Here is a 22,505-nt window from a genome sequence, read left to right on the forward strand (position 1 = left end):
GTGGGCGTCATGGCAGAGGCTGTGGAGGTTTTGCTGGAGATTCGAGGGCTGGACAAAAGCTTCGGTGATCGAAAGGTACTCCAACAGATTGATCTGGAGGTAACGAAGGGTGAGGTCGTGGTTGTTCTTGGCCCTTCGGGCTGCGGAAAAAGCACACTTCTGCGATGCCTCAATGGTCTGGAACCAGTCCAAGGCGGAGAAATCCGATATAGAGGACAGGATCTTACGGACAAAAAAGTGAATTGGCGGGAGGTACGGCAGCATATCGGAATGGTATTCCAGAACTATGAGCTGTTTCCCCATATGACCGTCTTGGAAAATATATTGCTAGGCCCGCTTAAAGTGCAGCGGAGAAACAAGCAGGAAGCGCTCAAGCAAGCGGAGCAATTATTGGAACGAGTTGGTCTGCTGGATCGCAAGGATGCGTATCCGAGAGAGTTATCAGGCGGACAAAAGCAACGGATTGCAATTGTACGCGCACTGTGTATGAACCCTGAAATTATGCTCTTTGACGAAGTTACGGCATCGTTGGACCCGGAAATGGTCAGAGAGGTGCTGGATGTGATGCGGGAGCTGGCACGACAGGGGATGACGATGATTATCGTGACGCATGAGATGGGATTCGCCAAGTCGGTGGGGGATCGCATCGTTTTTATGGATCAAGGACAAATATGCGAAATGACCACGCCACAGCAATTTTTCACCCAACCGGAAACAGAGCGTGCCCAGCACTTTCTGGATATATTTCAGTATGAAACTACATAAACAGGGGGATGAATACGATGAAAAAAGGGTTGAAGTTAACGGCATTATTGCTGGCAGTAAGCTTGTTGCTTATCGGAATGACGGGCTGCGCGGGAGCAGGAGGCAATGCCAACGGCAATTCTGGCTCGGCAAAATTTGCTTCGATTGAGGACATTAAAAAGAACGGCAAAATCCGAATTGGTGTTTTCGCGGATAAGCCACCTTTTGGCTACGTGGATTCGGAAGGGGAAAATCAGGGATTTGACGTCTATATTGCGAAGCGGTTTGCCAAGGATCTACTGGGCGATGAGTCCAAGGTAGAGTTCGTGCTGGTGGATGCTGCCAGCCGGGTCGCTTATTTGCAATCCAACAAGGTAGACATCATCATGGCTAACTTTACCGTGACGGACGAGCGCAAAGAAAAGGTCGATTTTACTAATCCATACATGAAATTATCCTTCGGCATTGTATCACCCGACAGCGCTCCGATCACTACGATTGATCAATTGAAGAACTCGGATCAGAAGCTGATTGTCGCAAAAGGAACGACGGCTGAGACTTATTTTACGAAAAATTATCCTGACATCAAGCTGCTCAAATTCGATCAGTACACGGAAATTTTCTCAGCTCTCAAAGACAAGCGCGGCGCGGCCATCGCTAACGATAATACAGAGCTGATCGCTTGGGCGAAAGCCAATCCCGGCTTCACCGTAACCATTCCGGCCTTTGGCGGCCAGGATACGATTGCACCCGCAGTAGCGAAGGGAAATAAGGAGCTGTTAGACTGGATCAACAATGAGCTGGCTACATTAGGCAAGGAAAACTTTGTGCATCAAGCCTACAAGGACACACTGACCTCTGTTTACGGAGAAGGCTTCACAGACCAATTGGTCGTAGAAGGCGGCAAAGTGGAATGATTGAGGAAGCTGTATGTAAAGAAGAGGTTACTCAACCCGCTTAAGAACGATCTGACGTATTCGCAAAAAGACACTGTATTGAAGAGAGGCCACTGAAAAACTGTTGATTTCCGAAAATACAAAGATTTTAGGGGTACAAATATGTCTCCCTGAACGCGAAACGAGCCTTAGAAGCGATTCTAGAGGCTCGTTTTTCTTTGGATATTCTCTTACTCTCAACAATGGGGACTTTTTCAGTGGCCTCGATTGAAGACAGTGTCTTTTTGTTATTTAATTTGTTTATTTTGACATTAATATCACAGGCAGAATCAATGATTGTCCATTTCATCCTCAGGAATGTACTCAACAATATCAGCAAGAGAAATAGTCCGTGTAAATCTCCGTTGGCGGGCAAATTTGTTCAGAGCATCAAGTATGTGGACGAGTGTTTCCAGTTCAAGTCTTTTGGTTTTTCCATTTACCATGTCAATGACGGTAGCAGGACGTATTTTCGCTTCTACGGCCAGTCTGTTACGTGTAATATCAAGTTCTTCCAAGATGTCACCAAGTTTAAAATGGTATCTATTTTTAACATCCATAATTTGAATTCTCCTCTTGTGTATCTAAAGTATGGATTTGATCGCGTTATAATAAAATAATCACGAAAATCATTGAAGTTTTACTACAGAAGTATTATTATAAAAGTACATTAAATGTACTTCAGAAGTTTTACTGTTGTTTTTTAAGAATATTTTTTTAATGAATTGTTAATAGGTCTGCCCTAATAGTAATACTCTAATTTCATAAAGAGGGAGCTAAATTCTAATGAACAAAAGTAATTTTGAAAAAGTAAGCCTCATTCTTGGTCCCTGCGATCTTCCGCATATGTATGAGCTTTTTGAGGGCTATCTGATCAAGGACCGTTACGTCATGATGATCGACAATAGCGTGCTTACCCTTCGACATGTAAAAAAGGAAAGACATCATTCCCATCTATATGTTGACGGCGATACAGGTGGCATCACTCTTGCAAGGCATGTACAACGTGAAGACATAGATGTGATTACTGAGTTGGTCGAACGATTGCGCAACATGGATGCATTAAGTTTTCTTACAGACGAACTGTTATGGAATACATGTCGGGAAGATATAGACTTTGGTTTAGTTCGGAATAAAGGACTATGAAAAAATGGCGAACGTAAATTCTGATTCGAATTTTTGTTCTCGCTTTACTTATATAATGTAACACAGAAGCGTAAAAGGGTGAAATAAACTCCACCATACGCAAGCTACATATTTACTAATATCCTTTAGGTGCCTTCTTTAGATAGCAAAACAACGCCAAACGGGTATCGAACCGCCTGGCGCTTTATTTTTAGAGGTATATAAGCCAAGTTCAAAAATGAACATATAAACGGAGTAGGCGGAATAGTGCTGTACAAGCGAAGCGGTCGCTTTTGTCCCCGGATTTCTACCCTTGTGAAAGGCTTTATTCAAGAAATCCGGGGGCGGTGGCGATGGGAAGCACTATCCGACTGCGTAGTGGCATGATATGAAACTTTTAAGTTCGGTTTATATACAAACATCATTTTATTTCTTTTGTGCAAACAGCCACTCAATCATATCCTGATTTTGCAAAGCGGGAACCCAGGAGAAGTGCCCTACGGGTTTGATAATGCCTGCCTCATATTCAGTAAAATGAATGAGATTTCCGTTTTGTGCTTGAATGGCAGATACCATTTCTTGCGAGTTTTTAGGGCTTACCGAGGTGTCGTCTACGGCATGAAAGGCCCAAATAGGGACGTTTTTCAGTACTTCGACGTGTTTAGGATCAACAGGTGCATACATGTTAACGGCTTTTTCATAGTTGGTCAAACCGGCAATCGGCACACCTGCGGCGAACAAATCAAGATTTTTCTCCAACAATCTCCATGTTCCCATAGCTCCTTGAGAAATACCAACGATATAGATTCGGTTGGTGTCGATCGGATATTTTAATGCCGTTTCACGTACCAGATCGGCTACAGCGCTGTTGCGCGGCTCATCCGCCCAAATGAACTTATGTTCCAGGTCAATCGGGCTTTGTGGAGCGATTACGAAGGAAGGGTGTTTGGCTTGCTGCTCAGGAGAAGCCCAAGTAACGGCACCAGCATTCGCCAGTAGGTTCACTCCGTTTCCGTCACCACGTTCACCGTTTCCGTGCAGGAACACAACCAGCGGGTAGGTTTTGCCAGACTCTACTTTAGGCTCAAACGTAAAGTAGTTCAGTTTGAAGCCGTCTTTATTTTCAAAGGTGTTTTTTTGGAAATCGTCCACGATCGGTGTAACTTTATCGGTTGCTTTTATAATCTGTGCAGTGGCTGGAATGACTGCTTTCTTTTGAGTTGCAATGTCTTTCTTTTGACTAATGTAATAATTCAACGTGTTGATGCGGTTGACGCCACTCGTTGCATCATAAGTAAGGGTACTTGCATTTTTATCCTGTGTATCCAGTTCGATCACGACATATTTGCCATGAGTACTGCGGTTGGTGATGATTCCAGAATCGTTGGTATACACACCAGTCACGGTTCTGTCTGTGTATACATCATTGAGCACAGATTGTACCTGAAAGCTGGATTTGGACAGGGATGCCCCGTCGATATTGGCGCTATATTTCAGTACAACGGCAGAAACGACTTCACCTAAAGGCTGTACCTGGGTGAGCAGGGTGGCCTGTGGTGCTGGAACATCGGATGCTGCGGCAGAGCTGGAGGACGGGAAAACGATCGTGAGCAGGAACACGAAAGATAGTAAAACAAGGGCGAAAGGTCTTCTTTGCATGAAATTGATCTCCTTTGGTGTCATTTTTTTAAAGCGCTTACACATGCTTGGGATGGTTGACTGTATAATGCTGCATCGATATAAAATCAAAAAAAGGCAAACTCCGGGTACACAAATGTACTCGGGTTTTGCCTTTTCAGTAACAATCCCACTTGCAGGATAGCATCTTCATTGGAATTTGACAAGTGAAAGCGCTACAATTTTGGATGTTTTTTGTATTATCTCAACTTTTGCAGCTGTAATAAGAGCTAAATTTCTTATGTTTTGATGGTTAGCCCCGGCAGATAACCCCAAAAACCGGGGCTTCCCAAACGTAATGTTGTGGGTTATAATCCCTTTAACTTAACAGTGTTAATTTAAATAACAATGTTAAGTTAAAGGAGATGAAATCATGAACAAGTATGATGTTATCGTCATCGGCGCAGGTTTGGGCGGCTTGTCCTGTGCAGCAAGACTCTCCGCGCTCGGTTACCGGACGGCTGTTTTTGAAAGTCATACCCTGGCCGGCGGATTCGCAACTGAATTCAAAAGAAAGGGTTATACTTTTGACGTATCCCTGCACGGCGTCGGCGGACTCGAAGAAGGCAGCTTCGCTCAGTTGCTGAAAGACTGCAAAGTGGACCGACGGATCGTACCTCTCCGCAAAAAACACCCGTATTCCATTCGTTGGGAAGGGCAGATCGTTGATATCCCGTCCGATGTGCAGGAATATGTGCAGCTCCTCAAAAACATGTTCCCTGCTGAGAAGGCAGCCATCGACAGCCTGTTTGCAGGTATTCGCCGTTTTGAGGAAGGCTTCTCCGCCTTCTCTTCCTCTTCCCTCACTTCCTGGCGCAAGGCGGCTGGCCTGCTCAAAGCAGGAACCTTCTTCCGCTGGACGCAAATGACCACTTGGGAGGCTGTAAGTCAGTTCGGGCTGTCTGAGAAATTCACGGAATTTTTCACTGCGCTCTGGCCTTATTATGGATTGCCCCCGAAGCGGCTTGCCGCCTTGTATTTTTTCATTCCCTGGATCGGCTATCATTTGGAGGGAACGTATTACATTCAGGGAGGCGCACAGGCTTTATCCAATGCGCTGGTTGCCGCCATTGAGTCAGCCGGCGGAGAGGTTCACCTGCGCAGTCAGGTGTCCGAGATTGTACTCAAAGGCGGCAAAGCAGTTGGTGTACGCCTGAAAAAAGGGGACGTATATGAAGCCAATTGGATTGTGTCCGGTATCAGTCCCCATCATACCTATGGCCGTCTGCTATCGAACCATGATGCTGCCCACCGTGAGCTGGAAGCCGTCAGCGGCCTGGAGACCAGCACGTCTCTCACCCAGTTATATCTTGGGTTATTATGTGAACCCCATGAGCTTGGCATCACCGAAGAAGACTTAATCCTGTGTAACGAGCCGGATTCGGAGACAGATTATGAAGTCATGATGAGCGGTCAGTATACCAAAGGCAACTGGATGCTCACCAATTATAACGCCATGGACCCTAAGCTCAATGAACCGGGAAAGGGTGTCATCGCAATTACATTTTTGGACAGATTGGAGAACTGGCCTGTCGCACGTCCCGAATATAAAGCCAAAAAAGAAGCCGTGACACAGCAGATATTGGGATGCCTAGAACAGCTATATCCGGGTTTTGGCAGTAAAGTGGTGGTAGCCGAGTTGGGCACACCGCGCACGATGCAGCGTTATACCGCTAATCCCGACGGGGCCGTCTACGGCTACGCACAAACGGTCCGGCAGTCCGGCATGAAAAGATTGAAGCGCAAAACAGCGGTGAAACGCCTGTCATTGGTGGGGGCATGGACACAGCCGGGGGGCGGGTTCCAAGGGGCAATGAACTCAGGTATAATGGAAGCTGATCGCATCGCCGCCAAATTGGGGCAGGCAGAAAGGGCTAGTACATTTACTCATGAAACATATCAAACGCCGAGAACGTGAAAGCAGTGAGATTCGCCGGAAAATAATTGAGGCCGCCCGTTCGCTTTTCCTGAACCAAGGGTATGCCGAAGTTTCCATGCGCAAAATTGCGGATCAGATCGAATATTCGCCAACGACCATTTATCATTATTTTGCCAATAAGGAAGCGATTGTCCGTGAACTGCTGATAGAAGGAAATTCCATGTTTTTACAGTCTCTTCAGCAGCGTGCGGAAGAAGCGCAGGCAGCAGGATTGAATGCCTTGGATGTGCTGAAAACAGTGTCCGACGCTTATGTTCGTTTTGGAACGGCTAACCCGGAATATTACAATATCCTGTTTATCAGCAACCTGGAATCTGTAAGTTTAATCAGCCTTATTGACAGTGAACGCTTTAAAGGCTTTGAACTGCTTGAATCCGGACTAAAAGCTGCTATGGATGATGGCAGCATAACTCAAGGGGATGAGCGCCTGATCGCTACATCCGTATGGAGCATGCTGCACGGCTTGACTTCCCTGCTCCTGAATTTTGATTTCCCTACGGCAAAATCGAATGATGAATTAATTTCATTCACTATAGATACCTTTTTCCGGGGGGTAAGCCGCTGATGCAGCGGCTCCAAAAGGCTAACATTGCTCCAAATCAGAAAGCTGCTCCAGCACTGCTTCAATACGGCGTTTATCTTTTTTGAGCATAACAAGCTGCAAAGAAGCATGAAGCAGGTCTGAGATGTTAGCCCAAGTGTCTGCTTCCAGAGTGGGAAGAAGATCCCGTTGAATCATGATATTCAATGCTTCGGTTGTGATTTTCTGATGAAGCTCGCTGTCGGATAGCCATTCAAGCAACTGTTTAGTTGTAGGACGGGAGTGGGCGAAAAGCGCTGCCCAGCCCTCTACGGGATGATTCACCTTATCCCGCATCCAGTCAATGACCTGTGGTGAATGAAAATGCTGTAGCTGCCCGTTAGCGGTGTATCCTTCTAATTTACCATCCACCGCTGAATGCTGTAGCAGGTAATTGCACACGTATGCCAAGCCTTCATGCCCGGGCAGACAGCGGGCGGTCAGGTAGGCACGGGTGGATACAAATGTACCTACAGCAATAGAGTAGCTATTGGGAACCGAAGAAGAAGTCCACGCTTGCACGTTGCCCGGCTGCCATAAGGAGCGGACCCAATCGGCAGCCCCGTCGCCAGCGGTTTCTCCTATAAAAACGGCCCATGTATCGAGTTGTGTAGGGTTATGCTGAATGCGTTGCTCCCAGGCAAGGAAAATATCCTTCGGATCATAGGGCTGAAAAGCCTGCAAAACGGCAGGATTATCTACGCCATGCATCGTGGCATATTTAATCAAATCTTCAAGCGAATGAGCAGCCTCCAGCCTCACATTGCAGAACGCATCCAGCCAGCGTACCCACATTTGTAGTGGGAGACTTTTGAGCTGAATGCCATGCTCGTCAATCACTGTCGTCCAATCCCATACCCATAGGCCGTGCAACGTGAGGATGGTGTCTATATAGGCGGGCAGATTGTCCGCAAGCAAGGTGAACCGATCCTGCTCGTGATCATAGCAGAACACCGCAGGCTCGGTAGTGGATGTCGCCAAATCGAGTAACACTGGATCGCCCGCACCGTTATAGTTAAAAATCAGATACCGATGTTCGTCCATTGCCGCTGGTGAGTCTGTATTTTCCCCATAGGATGTGAAATAGCTAATGTACTCATGGTTCCAGCCAAACTCACCCGTGATATCGTCGAGTATGTTCAGTCCGTCATCAGAGGTGAAACCATATTCACCTGTACGTCCCGATACATCAGCTACAATGCAATGTTGAGGAAGCGACCATAACAGATATAAGCTGCCGCACCGTTGGATCAGTTCAGACAGGGAGGCGGGTAAAGGTCTCTGTAGTCGTTCCTCCAGCGCAGTTACCTCACCTGTGGGGATGCCCTCCGTCCACTCGTATTCCACGTCAGGCATTCCGTTTTGTCTCAGAAGGTCGGCGATATGCCCCAGCCTCTCAAGGGTTTGCTCAAAATATGCCGTCATTTTCATTCGTCCTCCTCTTACTTTAAAATCCGGCAATGCTGCTTCTGCAAGAATAATAGAATCTCATTCCGGCACTCTATCTATAGGGATAGAGTCCAAAAGTAAATGAGAGATATGCTATAATCAGGAAATAAAATAGTTTTAGATTAGTCTATCTTAATTTCGTTAGAACTACAATTTGTAAGGGGATGAAGGAGGAGCACATTGTATGGCATCAGGGGTACAAGCATACATAGATCCGATTTTCGAGGCAATTGATAAGGCGTACGCTTCTGAGCAAAAGCGCATTGCCGAATTCCAGACAAAAAGTGTCCTTCACGAAGGGATTCATGAATACTTAAAAGTGACCTGTAAGGAGGACGGGCTATGGGTGGATACCTATGAACCGTTTGATTGGGATAACCGTAGACCGGATACGAAAATTTCTGGTTTTACGGAGGGGGTAACGCTCCAGCAAGTGCAGGACGAATGGATGCCTGTGTTCAGGGAACGGATAGAGGCTCTATTTAAGTCTGAAGAATGTAGTCCCATGTTCTTTCGTTATCGGCTGGAATTTCATCTGGAAGTGGCCTTGGAAAAGAAATCCAGTCATTTTACATTCTCGCTCCTGAACGAAGATAAACGGCAGCACCTGTTAGCCATTATCCAGCAGTTTGTAGAGCAGAAGCTCAACCCTGCCAGTAAAGCTGTGCCTAAGGAAAAGGACGATTTTTTCTTTGTGAGGCACATGCTCGATCCTCATTTGTACCCTATAGATGCCCAACGGATGGATGAGCTTCTGAATCGAATGGATGCAAAAGTGAAAGTGAGCCGCAATCGTGAGGAAGCATGGAGACATCAGCTCAACAGTGGTTTAAAGCGTTGGGCTGAAGATGAATTTTTGGCGAAGTCCGATATTCATCCTTCAAATATTCCTGCGCCAGCCATGGAGATGTTCCTGCTCACCGCGATGCGAGTGGGTTCGACCGATGCTGATGCACGGCAGAAATATTTGGAGATCGCTGCACAGCTAGGCTCGGAGCAGGCTGCCCAGTGGCTCAAGAGCGGGTCAGGAAGCATTCCAGCGCTATATACAAGCGAGCGCGTCGCCTGCCAAGCGAATGATATTTTGCAAACGCTGGAGGTTCATATTCTTTCGGAGGAAGAAGAGAGCTACAGGGAAGCGCTCGTATATGTATGCGATATTTTACAGAAGGGCTTTACCAAGGAATACCGCTTGAAGCTCAAGAGCAAGGTGAAAAATTTCCTGCCTGTGCCCAAGCTGGCTAAATCCACGTTGCATCGTTTTTTTGCCAATGCACTGGAATACCCAGCTCTCCACCCGCTACTGGCTGAATATGCAGATATGGTGATGGAAGAGTTCAAGTGGTACAACGATGTGGAGCCAGGAGAAAAATCGGCGATGCCGGGCACCTATGTGGTGATGGGGCTGGGCCTGAAAGGAACGGACTATTTTCCATTGGTGATTCGCTATATGAAGCTGGTGGATACGGAGCATCAGTCGGTACAGGATGGCTACGCGGCTGTTTTTGCAGATGCGCATGGACTGACACCGGACACGATTCCAGTTTGGACGAAGATTCTTCTGGCAGGCAACCAAAGTGCCAAGCCGTTGAAGTCGTCTGGAATCGAAAGCGTAGAGCAGGCACGGGTGTTGGTCGAGGAGCTTGAGAAGCTGGAGGATTACGACAAAGAGCTGCTCGTTTACCGAATTTGGGGCGGCGAGAAAAAGCTGAAAAGCAGCCTGAAACAGGCTGCTCCTGAGGTAAAAGCACTGCTGGAATCTCTTATTCCATAAAAGCATCATATTCGTGGTAATACTGAAGTCCCTGTGCGATGCGGTGGATGTCCGGCTCGTTTCCACTGCGGCGTAGCACTTCAAAGACATCCTGCACGGTCGCTATCTCCAGCCATGTCTGTGCGTGATGATCGGGAAGGGACGCAGGAATATTTTCATCGTGACGGTGAGACCTGCATCCTCCAGCTTCCATAGCTCTTCCTCCGGGATAATATAATAGGTGGCATCGACAGGATTGCTCTGAAAATGTTCCAGATTGGTGAATACCCATTCATTCATATCTGTTTGGCTAACGGCTCGAACTAATGCTTCTAGGTTGTCAAAGGTTTGTATACTCACGCTCAGAGCTTCCTCCTTCGGATGCTTGCTTATGCTGTAGCTTTTGTAATATTTTCAAAATGGCCTGGCGATTCTTCGCATCCTTAATGTATTTGGGGATCGAGTGAGAAGCTGTGCGCATCATAGTCAAGATAGTATGCTGGAGATGAAAAATAGGGTCCTTTCCATCCTGAATTACGTTTGTACGCCATTCATGCGAGGCAACGCGATGTACGGGAACCTGGTTGTGTGTCTCACAGTGAGGGCAGTCTATATTCGTATATTTGTGCGTGGCTGTTCTGTCATCGTGAATCTCTATATTAAAATATCGCTCGCAATGGCTGCATACGCCGCGTGCATCGTATTTAAATGATTCCGGTTCCTGACAGGCATAGTAGCAATGGGAGCATCGGATGACGTAGTAACAGTCTTTTTTGGATTTGGAGATAAAAGCTTGCTCTTGGCAACGGGGACAATGAACAGCTACCTGTTCTTCTCGCCAGATCACGGCGCCAAAGTCATATTTATAGCCGTATTCATCCTTGAAGCGTTGCTGTTCCATCGTCGTTCCTCCTTTTCGGAAAGATCGTAAAAACGTACATTTTATTTGTCATATGCTATAATATTCCTCAACAACAGAATGGCTAGATGGGGGTCGACTAGTCTCCTGATTCTTTCCTTCCATTCGCAAATCTGCCGTCATGCATAGGGATGACAAAAATATCGCCTTCCTGATGTTTGATTCTTTTGACCATGATCGTGGCTCCTTTGGCTTTGCAACCTCGTCAGGCCAGCTCTTCCTGAATGATCTCTGTTTTCAGACCTTTGGCGCTGGTAATCGTAATGCTGATTGCATCAAAGCCGTTTCGCTTCACCTCTTCAAAATCGCATAGCTCGCCGTTGATCAGTTCAAGCTGCCCATCCTCATCCACATCGTCTGAAAACTCGTCATCCCAATCGACATTATAATAAGCGGTCACGTTTACCTCAAAGGTATCTTCACCGTCTTCATCTAAATAGGGCAAAAGGGGGGTCACTCCTGCTCGATCCATGCCTCCGGGTTTTCGGGTACAGCCCATCTTTCCAGATAAGCGGGCCCCAAACGATATTGTTGTGTTTCTGTCATAAGTAAATCATTCCTTCCTATCTTTATTTGCGCCGTTCCGTAGAAGTCTAAGTATAGACCTGTCTATTATTTTAGGTACGGAAGGTTGGCATCCTGTTCGTTGAGCAGTTCGATCACACGATTCAAAAACGTTATAAAGTCCATCGCCACCAAATATAAATGCCCGCATTCATCCTGCTCTGCGATATCATAGTGCAGTTTATCGTCATAGGCATGAAGGTGCGTCCGATCCCAGTAGTACACATAAGGAGTATGTTCACTGCAAATCACAACGTAAAAATTATCACCCGCATCTGCACCAACGATTAACGCATTATCAACATGACTGATTTCATCCAGAAATTCATGGTTAAGCGCCAGAAGGTCATGATTTTTATTGTCCACCTCGTAACCGAATAGACAAGTCATATCAATGTCTCCGTTATCCACTTTATCGAAGGGAACATTGCAATAAAAAGGGGAGGCTACATAAAAGCCGTTATATTGTGAAAGGAAACGCTTGTAGCCGACAGGCAATATGCGCTGTGTCTGTTCCTCCAAAGCCGTGATTGCGGCAGGAGCAAGCCCTGACTCCATAACGAATGACATCAACAACCATCCTCCTCGAATCTAAGCAATACTATAAACCTTTATTTTTTTATATCATGGATAGAGTGACGATTTTGTTGTCCTCGTCCACATCTACTTTTACGGTAATTCCCAGCTTGTCCTTGAACAGCTTAGTGATATTGATATAGTTATCTTTCACCTGACTGCTTGATCCACCAGAGCTGCGAGTCATACCTGTAGTGATGATGGAGCGAACATATGCCTTGTCAAGTCTGGCTTCGGGGTTATAAGTATAGATGACTTGTTCCTGCTGGTTATAATAATGCTGTAACTGGCTGTAATCGTTGGCGTTCTTATATTTCTTCTCTTGCCGGACGTAATCGGGATGATCCATGGTGTAGTGAATTCTTCCGTCCAGAAAAGGATTTTCTTTGGAGGGCCTGAGTTCATATTGTCCATAGGCTAACTGAAACAGGTACTCCAAGCCGGCGCCTTTCGCCTGATAGTAGAGCTGACGGTCGACGCCTTTTTTGTCTATAGCGGTAAAGCTGCTGATGACAGGCCATGCATCATACTTTTCACCCTCCACGTCCACGGCAACCTTGTACTGTACAAGTACCTTTTCATTTTGAAATAACCCAAAGCTGCTCATGATGAAATAGGCGGGAACACATATTACCCCGATGATAAGTATGAATATAAATATTTTGACTCGCATGAGTAGGTTGATTCTCCTTTGGATGTCGATTATCTTGACAGTTCCCGCTTGGCAGACACGCCGAATTCTTCATGTTGCAGCAATTGCTTCAGGGCATGTTGTGCGAAGGGGGATTTCAGGTATCTATCTGCTTGTCATTCCCGGATACCTTTTCTCTATAGAAACAGAAAGCTTCTTTGACCTCGCCCCCCTCCAGAAGCACCATCACCGTATTAGGAAATGGTATCTACCCAATTGTCGAGTGTGTTAATTTGCTCTGCGGTCAGCTCCCGAGACTCCTGTTTATTCATTCAACTCTGCAATCTCCGCACGGATGCCTCTGCACAGGAAGCTGCCTGACAGTCCGGTCAGTGCATCAATATCAATGACCATGTCCGCCTCCTCATAACGGAAATCAAGCTGTAAAATGATATTTTCCGTTTCCATAGCGGTCAGCTCGTGTTCCTTTGTCTCTAAAAAAGTAAAAGTCACCGCGTAACGGGGTACAGTTGCCGTTGAAGACGTGGAAAGCGAAGGCTGTTCAGCCGAAGGAGTCAGATCGGGTGATTTGGGTGTCAGTATGGTAACGGGTGATAGTTCAATCGTTAATGTTATCTGGTCTTTTGTGATATCTGCTGCTGTAATTTGGTCATAATGAAAGGGAGGGAAATATCCGAGCTTTTCCACGATTTTATCTGCTCCTTGAATGGAGACGGTCGGTGAGAAAGCCAGTTCAAGCCCGATGGAGCCTGCCAACTGGCTCTCATATTGCGGATTGATACGTAAAAGAGCCTGTTCCGCCCCTACCTCCACAATCGTGCCGATAAAATACTGCTTGCCATGAATCAGAACAATATCATGCGGAACGAACGGCAGTGCGCCCCCGGCTTTGTAATGAATGAGATAATCGTTTTCTTTTTTTTCAACGTCTTGAATCTGAATATGCATAAGTTTCAACCTCCTGATGTTTAGTATAATGGATTTTTTCAAGTATGTGGTAAAGAAAAGCGATTCCATGATTGGAAAACATGATTCATATCGGGGGTATCCTGTTCAAGCGTTTCTACTATCATAATATATGACAGGGCAACTAAATTCACCTTTTGCAACTGTTCATTAAAATGGTTTGGAAACCCGTTCATATTCGCGTATACTAGGAAAGTCATATATGGAACGGCCTGAGCCGCATTGCGGCCGTATGTTTTGGTTACATGAACAGAATCAACGATAACGGATAAGCTCCCTTCCTGAAAAGGGTTGAAAGAGAACCGATACAAAAATGGGAATTCTGAACTATGGAACGATGGATGTCATATGGCACATGAACCTATTTTACGTGACACATATTGAATACAGATAAGGGAAGTGAATACCACTTGAAGAATTTTGCAGCATTAGGCGTAGAGCAGCATTGGGTAGACGCCTTGAAAGAGCAGGGAATTACAGCACCAACACCTGTACAGCAGGAGTCTATTCCGCTGTTGATGGAAGGTCAGGACGTTATTGCCGAGGCGCATACGGGAACAGGTAAAACGCTTGCGTTTTTACTGCCGATTTTGCAAAAAATGAATCTGGACAAGCGCCATCCGCAGGCGCTCGTGATTGCTCCAACGCGTGAGCTGGCGCTCCAGATTACACAGGAAGCGAACTTATTGGCGGCTACGGAGCCAAGCTTGTCGTTGCTGGCTGTTTACGGAGGACAGGATGTAGAGCGTCAGCTTCGCAAGCTGAAGGGCGGCGCACAGTTGATTATCGGTACACCCGGACGACTGCTGGATCATCTGAGACGCGGCACACTGGATTTGAGCGGTGTTAAAATGCTGGTGCTGGATGAGGCCGACCAAATGCTGCACATGGGCTTCCTGAATGATGTAGAGACGATTCTTCAGGAAGTTCCGTACCGGAGGCAGACGATGCTGTTCTCTGCTACGATGCCAGCAGGTATCCGCAAATTGGCTCGTGTATATATGAATGAACCCGTGGATGTAAAAGTGAAGTCCGCTTCTTCCGTTCCGGTGAGCCAAATCCGTCAGGTCGTTGTACAGACGACAGATCGGGACAAGCAGCAGGCATTGGTGGATATGCTGAATACAGATCGTCCGTATTTGGCTGTGATTTTCTGCCGTACGAAGCGCCGCGCTGCTGCGCTAAATGAGCAGTTGCAAGAAATGGGCTTCCAGAGCGGCGAGCTGCACGGGGACTTGTCCCAGAACAAGCGTGAGCAAGTAATGAAGGCGTTCCGTGAAGCGAAGCTTCAACTGCTCGTAGCGACCGATGTAGCCGCACGCGGCCTGGATGTGGAAGGCGTAACGCATGTCTTTAACTATGACATGCCGCAGGATGCCGAAAGCTACATTCACCGCATCGGGCGTACCGGCCGTGCCGGAGGCAAAGGTGTGGCGGTAACGCTCGCCACGCCACGGGATGTTCCAGAGCTTCGGAACATCCAGAAGGTTGCTGGTGTTACCTTCACCAGCAGCGAGGGCGGCGGGCAGCGTAGATCTGCTGCCAATACAGCTGAGCGGCAGGGCGGAGAACGCCGCTCAGGCAGAAACGACCGCCGTTCCTTCGGCGGCAACGGTTCCGGCGGCGGACGCCGGGGCAGCGGCCGCGAACAGGCGGGTCGCCGTGACGGCGCAGGCCGTGGCCGCACCGAGCGGGAGCAGCCGCGCGAAGAGCGTGCTGCATCCGCAGGCGGCGAACGTCGCTCCAGCCGCAGCAGCAGCGAACGCGGCGGATATGACCGCAGCAGCGGCGGCTCCGCGCGAGGAGGCCAAGGCCGTTCCGCAGGGCAAAGCAGCGAACGCAGCGGGTATGACCGCAGCAGCGGCGGTTCCGCGCGCGGGGGCCAAGGCCGTTCCGCAGGGCAAAGCAGCGAACGCGGCGGATATGACCGTAGCAGCGGCGGCTCCGCGCGAGGAGGCCAAGGCCGTTCCGCAGGGCAAAGCAGCGAACGCGGCGGATATGACCGCAGCAGCGGCGGCTCCGCGCGAGGAGGCCAAGGCCGTTCCGCAGGGCAAAGCAGCGAACGCAGCGGGTATGACCGCAGCAGCGGCGGTTCCGCGCGCGGGGGCCAAGGCCGTTCCGCAGGGCAAAGCAGCGAACGCGGCGGATATGACCGTAGCAGCGGCGGCTCCGCGCGAGGAGGCCAAGGCCGTTCCGCAGGGCAAAGCAGCGAACGCAGCGGGTATGACCGCAGCAGCGGCGGTTCCGCGCGCGGGGGCCAAGGCCGTTCCGCAGGGCAAAGCAGCGAACGCGGCGGATATGACCGTAGCAGCGGCGGCTCCGCGCGAGGAGGCCAAGGCCGTTCCGCAGGGCAAAGCAGCGAACGCGGCGGATATGACCGCAGCAGCGGCGGCTCCGCGCGAGGAGGCCAAGGCCGTTCCGCAGGGCAAAGCAGCGAACGCAGCGGGTATGACCGCAGCAGCGGCGGTTCCGCGCGCGGGGGCCAAGGCCGTTCCGCAGGGCAAAGCAGCGAACGCGGCGGATATGACCGTAGCAGCGGCGGCTCCGCGCGAGGAGGCCAAGGCCGTTCCGCAGGGCAAAGCAGCGAACGCGGCGGATATGACCGCAGCAGCGGCGGTTCCGCGCGCGGAGGTCAAGGTGGTCGCGGTGGACAGGCCAAAGGCGGCCCGCGCGGAGCTCAAGGACAGGGAGGCCGTCTCGGACGGTCCAGATAAAGCAAGAGTGTTCTCATAGAACGCTCAACTATGGTTATGATAATAGCCCCGGAGAGGCTCATCTTCCGGGGCTATTGTAATCTCCACCCATGCCGCCGATGCGGCAGCATCATAGGATGACATAAGCAGCATTACTGCGCTGAGCAACTAAAGAAAACCAGCAGCTTAGCTGCCTTGAAAGTAACCGATTGACTTGGGGTTAACGGTTGCTTTCAAGATAGATACGGAGGTTATACATCATGCAGGAACAGGATATGGGCAAACGCGCTATGGTGACAGCGTGGATCAGCCTGATCAGCAACATCCTATTAACCGGCATTAAGATCATTACAGGCGTCATGTTCAGCAGCAAGGTGCTGGTTGCTGACGGTGTGCATAACGCCGGGGACGTAATCGCCTCGGCAACGGCACTGGGGGCGATGCGTATATCGAGTCTGCCGCCGGATGAGGATCATCCATATGGTCACGGCAAGGCAGAGGTTATTGGAGCTAGCGTGGTGGCGGTTATTTTGTTCGCAGCCGGCATATTTATCGGCTACCATTCTATTATGGCGCTGTTTGAACCGATGCCGAAGGAGCATATACTGGCATTGGTGGCGGCGATCATCTCCCTGCTCTGGAAGCAATGGCTGTATATATATACGATCCGTATCGGAAGGGCAGCCAATAGCCAGGGTCTCATTGCTACGGCCAAGGATCATCTGGCGGATATATATGCCTCCGCTGCTGCTGTACTGGGTATCGGTTTGGGCTTGATCGGGGAGCACTGGAGCATTCATATTTTATCCTACGGTGACCCGATTGCCGGGTTTGTGGTCGCATTGCTGGTTCTGAGGCTGGCGTGGGAGATGGGCCGTGAATCCATAGATGTACTGATGGAAAAGGCGATTGCAACCGAGGAAATCGAAAGCTATGCCGAAGCAGCCCTAAGTGTAGCCGAGGTTCAGCGAATTGACCGCATCCGTGCCCGTGAGCACGGTCATTACATTATTGTGGATATCCGCGCTTCTGTGGATGCCTCCCTGACGATTCAGCAGGGACATGATATTATCCGGCTGATCAAAGGGGCTGTGATGAAGCAGGAGCCGAGGGTTTACGAGGTGCTTGTGCATCTTAATCCATGGTACGCGGACACTCCTGACAATGCTAACCTGGCGCCGCAAGAACATAAGAATAACAGCGTGGCAGACAAGGAAAATTACCATTAGTCACAGGTCAATCGTGTACGCTGAACAGACGACGCAAATTGACAGATAACTTGCAGGGAGGGTATGCTTTTATAAGCTGAAAGATGTTGAATAAAAGCGAGGTTACTCGAAAATATGCGAAAAATATTAAAATGGCTGGGCATTTCTGTGACTGCGGCAGTTCTTTTGGTGGGCGGATATTATGCTTACTCTATATATCATTTTACAAATCAAATTTCGGTCGCTACCGGTCAGGATTCGAAATTTAAGCCGCAAGCACAAAGCCAGTCCCCAACGAATGTACAACCTGTAGAAGTGTCTCTTCCCCCGGAATGGGATGGAAAAGAGAGAGTGAATATTTTGCTGCTGGGCGGCGATTCACGCGGGGAGGATTCAGGACGTTCTGACTCTGTTATGGTTGCTTCAGTTGATCCGGTCACGAAGAAGGCTACGCTTATGTCGATCCTGCGTGATACGTACGTCGACATTCCGCGCCATGGACAAAGCCGATTGAATGCCGCGTTTTCTTATGGCGGGCCTGATCTGACCAGACAAACGGTGAGCGACCTGCTGGGCATACCGATCCAATACTATGTATACACGGATTTTAATGGCTTTATTGCGCTGGTGGATTCCGTGGGCGGTATTGATCTGGATGTCGAAAAGGATATGCACTACACCTCCAAAGCAGATAAGCACCAGTTTGATATTGATCTGAAAAAGGGAATGCAGCACATGGACGGTAAAACGGCCTTGCAATATGTGCGTTTTCGTCATGATGCCACTTCCGATTTTACGCGTACGGAGCGGCAACGTAAATTTATTACCGAGCTGGGTGGCAAAATTCAGTCGACCTCGTCTCTGATTAAGCTGCCAAGTATTTTAAACAGCATTTCTCCTTATATTGAAACGAACCTGAGCACAACAGAAATGCTGCAATTGGCTTCATTGGGCTTTAATATCGATGCCAAGACGATTGCGAAACAGCAAATTCCACCGAATGAGCTGGTGCGAGAGACAACGGCTAAGGGGGCGCAGGTGTTGGGTGTGGACCAGAGAAAGCTCAAGCGCTTTGTACAAAACCTGTTTGAGCAGGAAAACAGGCCTGTAACCACAACGACGGATTCTGCTGCTACCAAGACAAATGATACTCCGTAAAATCCCAAAGCAAGCAAAGCTTGTATGAAGTTGTACAACTTTGTTTGCTTTTATGTTTATTCGGGTATAACCTTGTATATTTTGATCTAAAAATATATCTTATCTGTATGAAGGATCATTACACTTATTTGCTTATAGAGAAGGGGAATGTCATGTGGAAACAACTCCGGCATGGAAAGACCGATTCAAAAAGTTTTTTCTGAACAACAAGTTTGTGTTATTCCTGCTGGTACTGCTGCTCATCGGTTTAAATGTATTGGTGCTCACCAAAATTTCGTATATATTTACCCCCGTTATTGTGCTGCTGAAAACGATCATTCTCCCTGTCATTTTGTCCGGTGTTTTGTACTATCTGTTCAATCCGCTGGTTGATATGCTGGAGCGCAATAAGGTCAAACGGATATACTCCATTATTGTGCTTTATTTGCTTATCTTAGGGATTATTACCATCGTGATTACATCGGTAGTGCCAGTGATACGTGATCAGATTCAGGGGTTGATTCAAAATGGGCCTGCATACAGCGAACAAGTACAACGACAATTCGAGAAGCTGATCGGCAGCAATTTTGTGAATCAGTTCCAGAATACTATTCAAATTAATCCATCTGAGATGGCCTCCAAGGCTTCGGAAAAGATATCTGCTTTCATCAACAATGCATGGACGGGTGTGGGGAGCTTCTTGGGCGCATTAACGGAAACTGTGCTTTCTATTGCCACGGTTCCATTCATTTTGTTTTACTTGCTGAAAGATGGACACAAGCTGCCACAGACGATTCTGAAAATGTTCCCGCCTATGCTGCGTAAAGAAACTGACCATATAATGGGTGAAATTAACCATCAAGTCAGCTCGTATATCCGGGGGCAGATTATTGTCAGCTTCTGTATCGGGGCGCTGTTGTATATCGGTTATTTGATCATCGGACTGGACTATTCTCTGACGCTTGCCGTCATTGCTTCCTTTACGAGCGTTGTTCCTTATTTGGGACCCGTGATAGCCATTACGCCTGCATTAATTGTAGCTTTGGTAACATCTCCGGTTATGCTGCTCAAGATGGTCATCGTATGGACAGTTGTGCAGCTCATCGAGGGTAAATTTATTTCTCCGCAAATTATGGGCAAGTCTCTCCGGGTGCATCCGATCACGATTATCTTTGTCATTCTGACGGCAGGCAATCTGTTTGGAGTGGTAGGGATTATACTGGCGGTTCCGGGCTATGCTGTATTGAAGGTTATTGTCACCCATCTGTTCAATTTCTTTAAGAAACGTTCACACCTCTATGAAGCAGATAAAGCCAGAGAGAGTCTCTACGAAAAATAGAGCTTTCTGGTCGATCAAGGCACTCTTGGGTAACTGTGGCTTTACGTGCTATAATTAATGCCTATTCCTATTCCCAAACAGAAAGGTCAGACTTTAAATGATAAAACTCAGCATTCTTGACCAATCTCCGGTATCGGAAGGCATGACGCATGCGCAAGCGTTACAAAAGACCGCCGAGCTTGCTATAGAGGCGGAACGCTTGGGTTATCACCGTTTCTGGGTGTCTGAGCATCATTCGGCCTCCAATCTTGCAGGCTCTAGCCCGGAGGTATTAATTTCGCATCTGGCGGCTCGTACATCGAGCATTCGCGTCGGCTCGGGCGGTGTGATGCTGCCGCATTACAGCGCTTATAAAGTAGCGGAAAACTTTCGTGTGTTGGAAGGGTTATACCCGGAGCGTATAGATTTGGGTTTGGGACGGGCGCCGGGAGGAATGCCAACCGCCACCAGAGCCTTGCAGGAGGGCAAAATCAGGGGCGGGGTTGATCTGTACCCTGAGCAACTGGATGATCTGCTGGCCTATCTGCATGACAGTACAGGCAGTGAGCATCGCTTTGGCTCGTTACAGGCGATGCCGCTCGTAGAAACCGCGCCGGAAATGTGGCTGCTCGGCTCCAGCGGCGACAGTGCAGGGCTTGCAGCCGAACGCGGCGTGGGTTTTGCATTTGCGCAGTTCATCAACGGCGAAGGCGGCACAGGAGCCATGAAGGAGTATCAGGAGCATTTTAAGCCTTCGCAGCATAGTGACCGTCCACGTTCACTTGTCGCCGTATTTGCTATTTGTGCGGATACCGAAGAGGAAGCCAACCGATTGGCTTCCAGTATGGACCTGTCTCTGGTGTTACTGGAGCAGGGAATGCGCTCCGCTGGTACACCTTCCGTAGAAAAGGCATTGGCGTATCCGTATACGCCATATGACCGGATGCGCATCCGCGAGAATCGCAAGCGTATGGTGGTGGGTTCGCCTGAGCAGGTGAAGCACCAAATTGAGCAATTGAGTGAGGCTTATCATACACAGGAAATCATGGTCGCAAGCATTATTCACGATTTTGACGCCAAGTTGAAATCCATACGTCTCATGGCTGAAGCATTTGGGCTGCGTTCTATACAGTCTTGATGTTGTCTGCCGGATATTAGAAGATCACAGCTTTGAGGAGCTGTGGTCTTTTTTGTGAATTTTCGGGGTCATTTTCCGTGAAATGATTCGTATGCTAAAGTGAAATGCGCCAATCAACACTTGATAATGATTATCAATATCTTTATTATATAAAGATAGGATGAAGTTTTGATGAATAACGTGCGTTAAGCCCGTGACTATATATTAGATAAGGGAAAGGAATGATTCCGAATGTTTCGTCTGAAAACGGCTAATCTGGATATTGCTTATGAAGATCGGTTGATTGTGGAGGATCTGAACGTTGAAATACCGCAAGGGAAAATCACAGCATTGGTGGGCGCAAATGGCTCCGGCAAGTCCACTATTCTGAAAACGATGGCTCGCATTATGAATCCTAAAGGCGGCAGCGTTCTGCTCGACGGTAAATCCATTCATAAGCAATCCACCCGGGAGGTAGCGAAGCAGCTGGCTATTTTGCCGCAAAATCCGACTGCACCAGAAGGATTGACTGTGACGGAACTGGTATCTTACGGACGTTTTCCTTATCAAAAAGGCTTTGGCTCCATGAAAGCAGATGATCGCAAAATGGTAGAGTGGGCCATTCAGGTGACAGGAATGAGCGAGTTCCACGACCGCCCAATCGACCAGCTTTCTGGCGGGCAGCGCCAGCGTGCATGGATTGCCATGGCGCTTGCGCAGGATACGGATATTTTGTTTTTGGATGAGCCGACTACCTTTTTGGATATGGCGCATCAATTGGAAGTGCTGCATTTGCTAGAATATTTGAACACTTCGGCCGAACGTACCATTGTCATGGTCGTGCATGATTTGAACCATGCAGCCCGGTACGCCCAGCATATGATCGCGATCAAAAAAGGGAAGGCAGAGGCTGTAGGAACGCCAACCGAGGTCATGTCCCCTGACGTGCTGCGCGAGGTGTTCGGTATTGAAGCGGATATCGTAACAGATCCTCGTACGGGTGTACCGCTGTGTCTTCCATATGCTTTGGCCGGACAACCAGCAGTAAGCCAAGCCGTAAAGGGATTGAAACTGGAAGAGAATCAATTAGTAGGCTCCGTTTCCGAGCGGCGTGAAGCCAGACCACAGGTAGCGGCAAGAGGATAAAGGAGAC

General features: G+C 48.4%; 23 protein-coding genes. 12 read left to right on the forward strand and 11 right to left on the reverse strand.

Going from position 1 to position 22,505, the window contains the following annotated elements; translation table 11 throughout:
• Window positions 1-9: 9 nt before the first annotated feature.
• Together ASL14_RS14495 and ASL14_RS14500 are read left to right on the forward strand one after the other, a co-directional pair.
• Entirely contained in the window at window positions 10-765 is a 756-nt protein-coding gene (locus tag ASL14_RS14495) for an amino acid ABC transporter ATP-binding protein (protein ID WP_134912111.1), read from the forward strand.
• A 17-nt stretch (window positions 766-782) separates the two neighbouring features.
• Window positions 783-1,661 carry a cysteine ABC transporter substrate-binding protein gene (locus ASL14_RS14500; RefSeq protein WP_134912112.1) on the forward strand — a complete coding sequence of 293 codons (879 nt, stop codon included), beginning with the start codon at window positions 783-785 and terminating at the stop codon, window positions 1,659-1,661.
• Window positions 1,662-1,969: 308 nt separating this feature from the next.
• Here the strand turns inward: ASL14_RS14500 and ASL14_RS14505 are convergent, their stop codons facing one another.
• Window positions 1,970-2,239: a helix-turn-helix domain-containing protein gene (locus ASL14_RS14505; protein ID WP_134912113.1), complete on the reverse strand. Its 270-nt coding sequence runs from the start codon at window positions 2,237-2,239 to the stop codon at window positions 1,970-1,972.
• Window positions 2,240-2,465: 226 nt separating this feature from the next.
• On the opposite strand from ASL14_RS14505, the gene ASL14_RS14510 reads away from it, so the two are divergent.
• Entirely contained in the window at window positions 2,466-2,825 is a 360-nt protein-coding gene (locus ASL14_RS14510) for a hypothetical protein (protein WP_134912114.1), read from the forward strand.
• Window positions 2,826-3,230: 405 nt separating this feature from the next.
• On the opposite strand, the gene ASL14_RS14515 is transcribed toward ASL14_RS14510, so the two are convergent.
• Window positions 3,231-4,463, reverse strand: a complete 1,233-nt coding sequence (locus ASL14_RS14515; RefSeq protein WP_134912115.1) for a PHB depolymerase family esterase — start codon at window positions 4,461-4,463, stop codon at window positions 3,231-3,233.
• Between the two features lie 391 nt (window positions 4,464-4,854).
• Here ASL14_RS14515 and ASL14_RS14520 point away from each other — a divergent pair, with 391 nt between their 5' ends.
• A complete protein-coding gene (locus ASL14_RS14520) occupies window positions 4,855-6,399 on the forward strand; it encodes a phytoene desaturase family protein (protein WP_134912116.1) in 1,545 nt (514 codons plus the stop codon).
• The gene (locus tag ASL14_RS14525; protein WP_134912117.1) at window positions 6,371-6,985 is read left to right on the forward strand and encodes a TetR/AcrR family transcriptional regulator; all 615 of its coding nucleotides are present in this window, start codon (window positions 6,371-6,373) and stop codon (window positions 6,983-6,985) included. The genes ASL14_RS14520 and ASL14_RS14525 overlap by 29 nt, the downstream gene beginning before the upstream one ends.
• Window positions 6,986-7,003: 18 nt before the next feature.
• Here ASL14_RS14525 and ASL14_RS14530 read toward each other — a convergent pair whose 3' ends face one another.
• Window positions 7,004-8,425 carry an SMI1/KNR4 family protein gene (locus tag ASL14_RS14530; protein WP_134912118.1) on the reverse strand — a complete coding sequence of 474 codons (1,422 nt, stop codon included), beginning with the start codon at window positions 8,423-8,425 and terminating at the stop codon, window positions 7,004-7,006.
• 208 nt (window positions 8,426-8,633) lie between these two features.
• On the opposite strand from ASL14_RS14530, the gene ASL14_RS14535 reads away from it, so the two are divergent.
• Window positions 8,634-10,223 (forward strand): DUF6138 family protein, encoded by a 1,590-nt coding sequence (locus tag ASL14_RS14535; RefSeq protein ID WP_134912119.1) that lies wholly within the window; start codon window positions 8,634-8,636, stop codon window positions 10,221-10,223.
• Here ASL14_RS14535 and ASL14_RS29600 read toward each other — a convergent pair.
• The 8 genes from ASL14_RS29600 to ASL14_RS14570 all read right to left on the reverse strand — a co-directional run bounded on the left by ASL14_RS29600 (window position 10,213) and on the right by ASL14_RS14570 (window position 13,861).
• Entirely contained in the window at window positions 10,213-10,416 is a 204-nt protein-coding gene (locus ASL14_RS29600; RefSeq protein WP_442953155.1) for a DUF7716 domain-containing protein, read from the reverse strand. The two genes, ASL14_RS14535 and ASL14_RS29600, sit on opposite strands and share 11 nt — an antisense overlap.
• Entirely contained in the window at window positions 10,326-10,562 is a 237-nt protein-coding gene (locus ASL14_RS14540; protein WP_134912120.1) for a hypothetical protein, read from the reverse strand. The genes ASL14_RS29600 and ASL14_RS14540 overlap by 91 nt, the downstream gene beginning before the upstream one ends.
• Entirely contained in the window at window positions 10,543-11,103 is a 561-nt protein-coding gene (locus ASL14_RS14545; protein ID WP_134912121.1) for a hypothetical protein, read from the reverse strand. The genes ASL14_RS14540 and ASL14_RS14545 overlap by 20 nt, the downstream gene beginning before the upstream one ends.
• Before the next feature lie 97 nt (window positions 11,104-11,200).
• Entirely contained in the window at window positions 11,201-11,296 is a 96-nt protein-coding gene (locus ASL14_RS28125; RefSeq protein ID WP_223263997.1) for an immunity 26/phosphotriesterase HocA family protein, read from the reverse strand.
• A gap of 30 nt (window positions 11,297-11,326) precedes the next feature.
• Window positions 11,327-11,566, reverse strand: coding sequence for a hypothetical protein (locus ASL14_RS14550; protein ID WP_223263998.1), 240 nt, complete (start codon window positions 11,564-11,566; stop codon window positions 11,327-11,329).
• Between the two features lie 167 nt (window positions 11,567-11,733).
• On the reverse strand, window positions 11,734-12,255 hold the full coding sequence (locus ASL14_RS14555; protein WP_134912122.1) for an SMI1/KNR4 family protein: 522 nt from the start codon (window positions 12,253-12,255) through the stop codon (window positions 11,734-11,736).
• A 49-nt stretch (window positions 12,256-12,304) separates the two neighbouring features.
• Window positions 12,305-12,934: a hypothetical protein gene (locus ASL14_RS14560; RefSeq protein ID WP_134912123.1), complete on the reverse strand. Its 630-nt coding sequence runs from the start codon at window positions 12,932-12,934 to the stop codon at window positions 12,305-12,307.
• A gap of 282 nt (window positions 12,935-13,216) precedes the next feature.
• Entirely contained in the window at window positions 13,217-13,861 is a 645-nt protein-coding gene (locus tag ASL14_RS14570; protein WP_134912124.1) for an immunity 50 family protein, read from the reverse strand.
• Window positions 13,862-14,289: 428 nt separating this feature from the next.
• Between ASL14_RS14570 and ASL14_RS14575 the strand changes: the two genes are divergently transcribed.
• From ASL14_RS14575 to ASL14_RS14605, 6 genes are all read left to right on the forward strand, one after another.
• Window positions 14,290-16,593, forward strand: coding sequence for a DEAD/DEAH box helicase (locus ASL14_RS14575; RefSeq protein WP_223263999.1), 2,304 nt, complete (start codon window positions 14,290-14,292; stop codon window positions 16,591-16,593).
• A 239-nt stretch (window positions 16,594-16,832) separates the two neighbouring features.
• Entirely contained in the window at window positions 16,833-17,801 is a 969-nt protein-coding gene (locus tag ASL14_RS14585; RefSeq protein ID WP_134912125.1) for a cation diffusion facilitator family transporter, read from the forward strand.
• Window positions 17,802-17,915: 114 nt separating this feature from the next.
• Window positions 17,916-18,938, forward strand: a complete 1,023-nt coding sequence (locus ASL14_RS14590) for an LCP family protein (RefSeq protein WP_134912126.1) — start codon at window positions 17,916-17,918, stop codon at window positions 18,936-18,938.
• Window positions 18,939-19,092: 154 nt separating this feature from the next.
• A complete protein-coding gene (locus tag ASL14_RS14595) occupies window positions 19,093-20,256 on the forward strand; it encodes an AI-2E family transporter (RefSeq protein WP_134912127.1) in 1,164 nt (387 codons plus the stop codon).
• Window positions 20,257-20,353: 97 nt separating this feature from the next.
• A complete protein-coding gene (locus tag ASL14_RS14600; protein ID WP_134912128.1) occupies window positions 20,354-21,373 on the forward strand; it encodes an LLM class flavin-dependent oxidoreductase in 1,020 nt (339 codons plus the stop codon).
• A 231-nt stretch (window positions 21,374-21,604) separates the two neighbouring features.
• Window positions 21,605-22,498, forward strand: a complete 894-nt coding sequence (locus ASL14_RS14605) for an ABC transporter ATP-binding protein (protein ID WP_134912129.1) — start codon at window positions 21,605-21,607, stop codon at window positions 22,496-22,498.
• Window positions 22,499-22,505 lie beyond the last annotated feature (7 nt).

Source organism: Paenibacillus sp. IHB B 3084, assembly GCF_001447315.1.
GTDB lineage: Bacteria > Bacillota > Bacilli > Paenibacillales > Paenibacillaceae > Paenibacillus.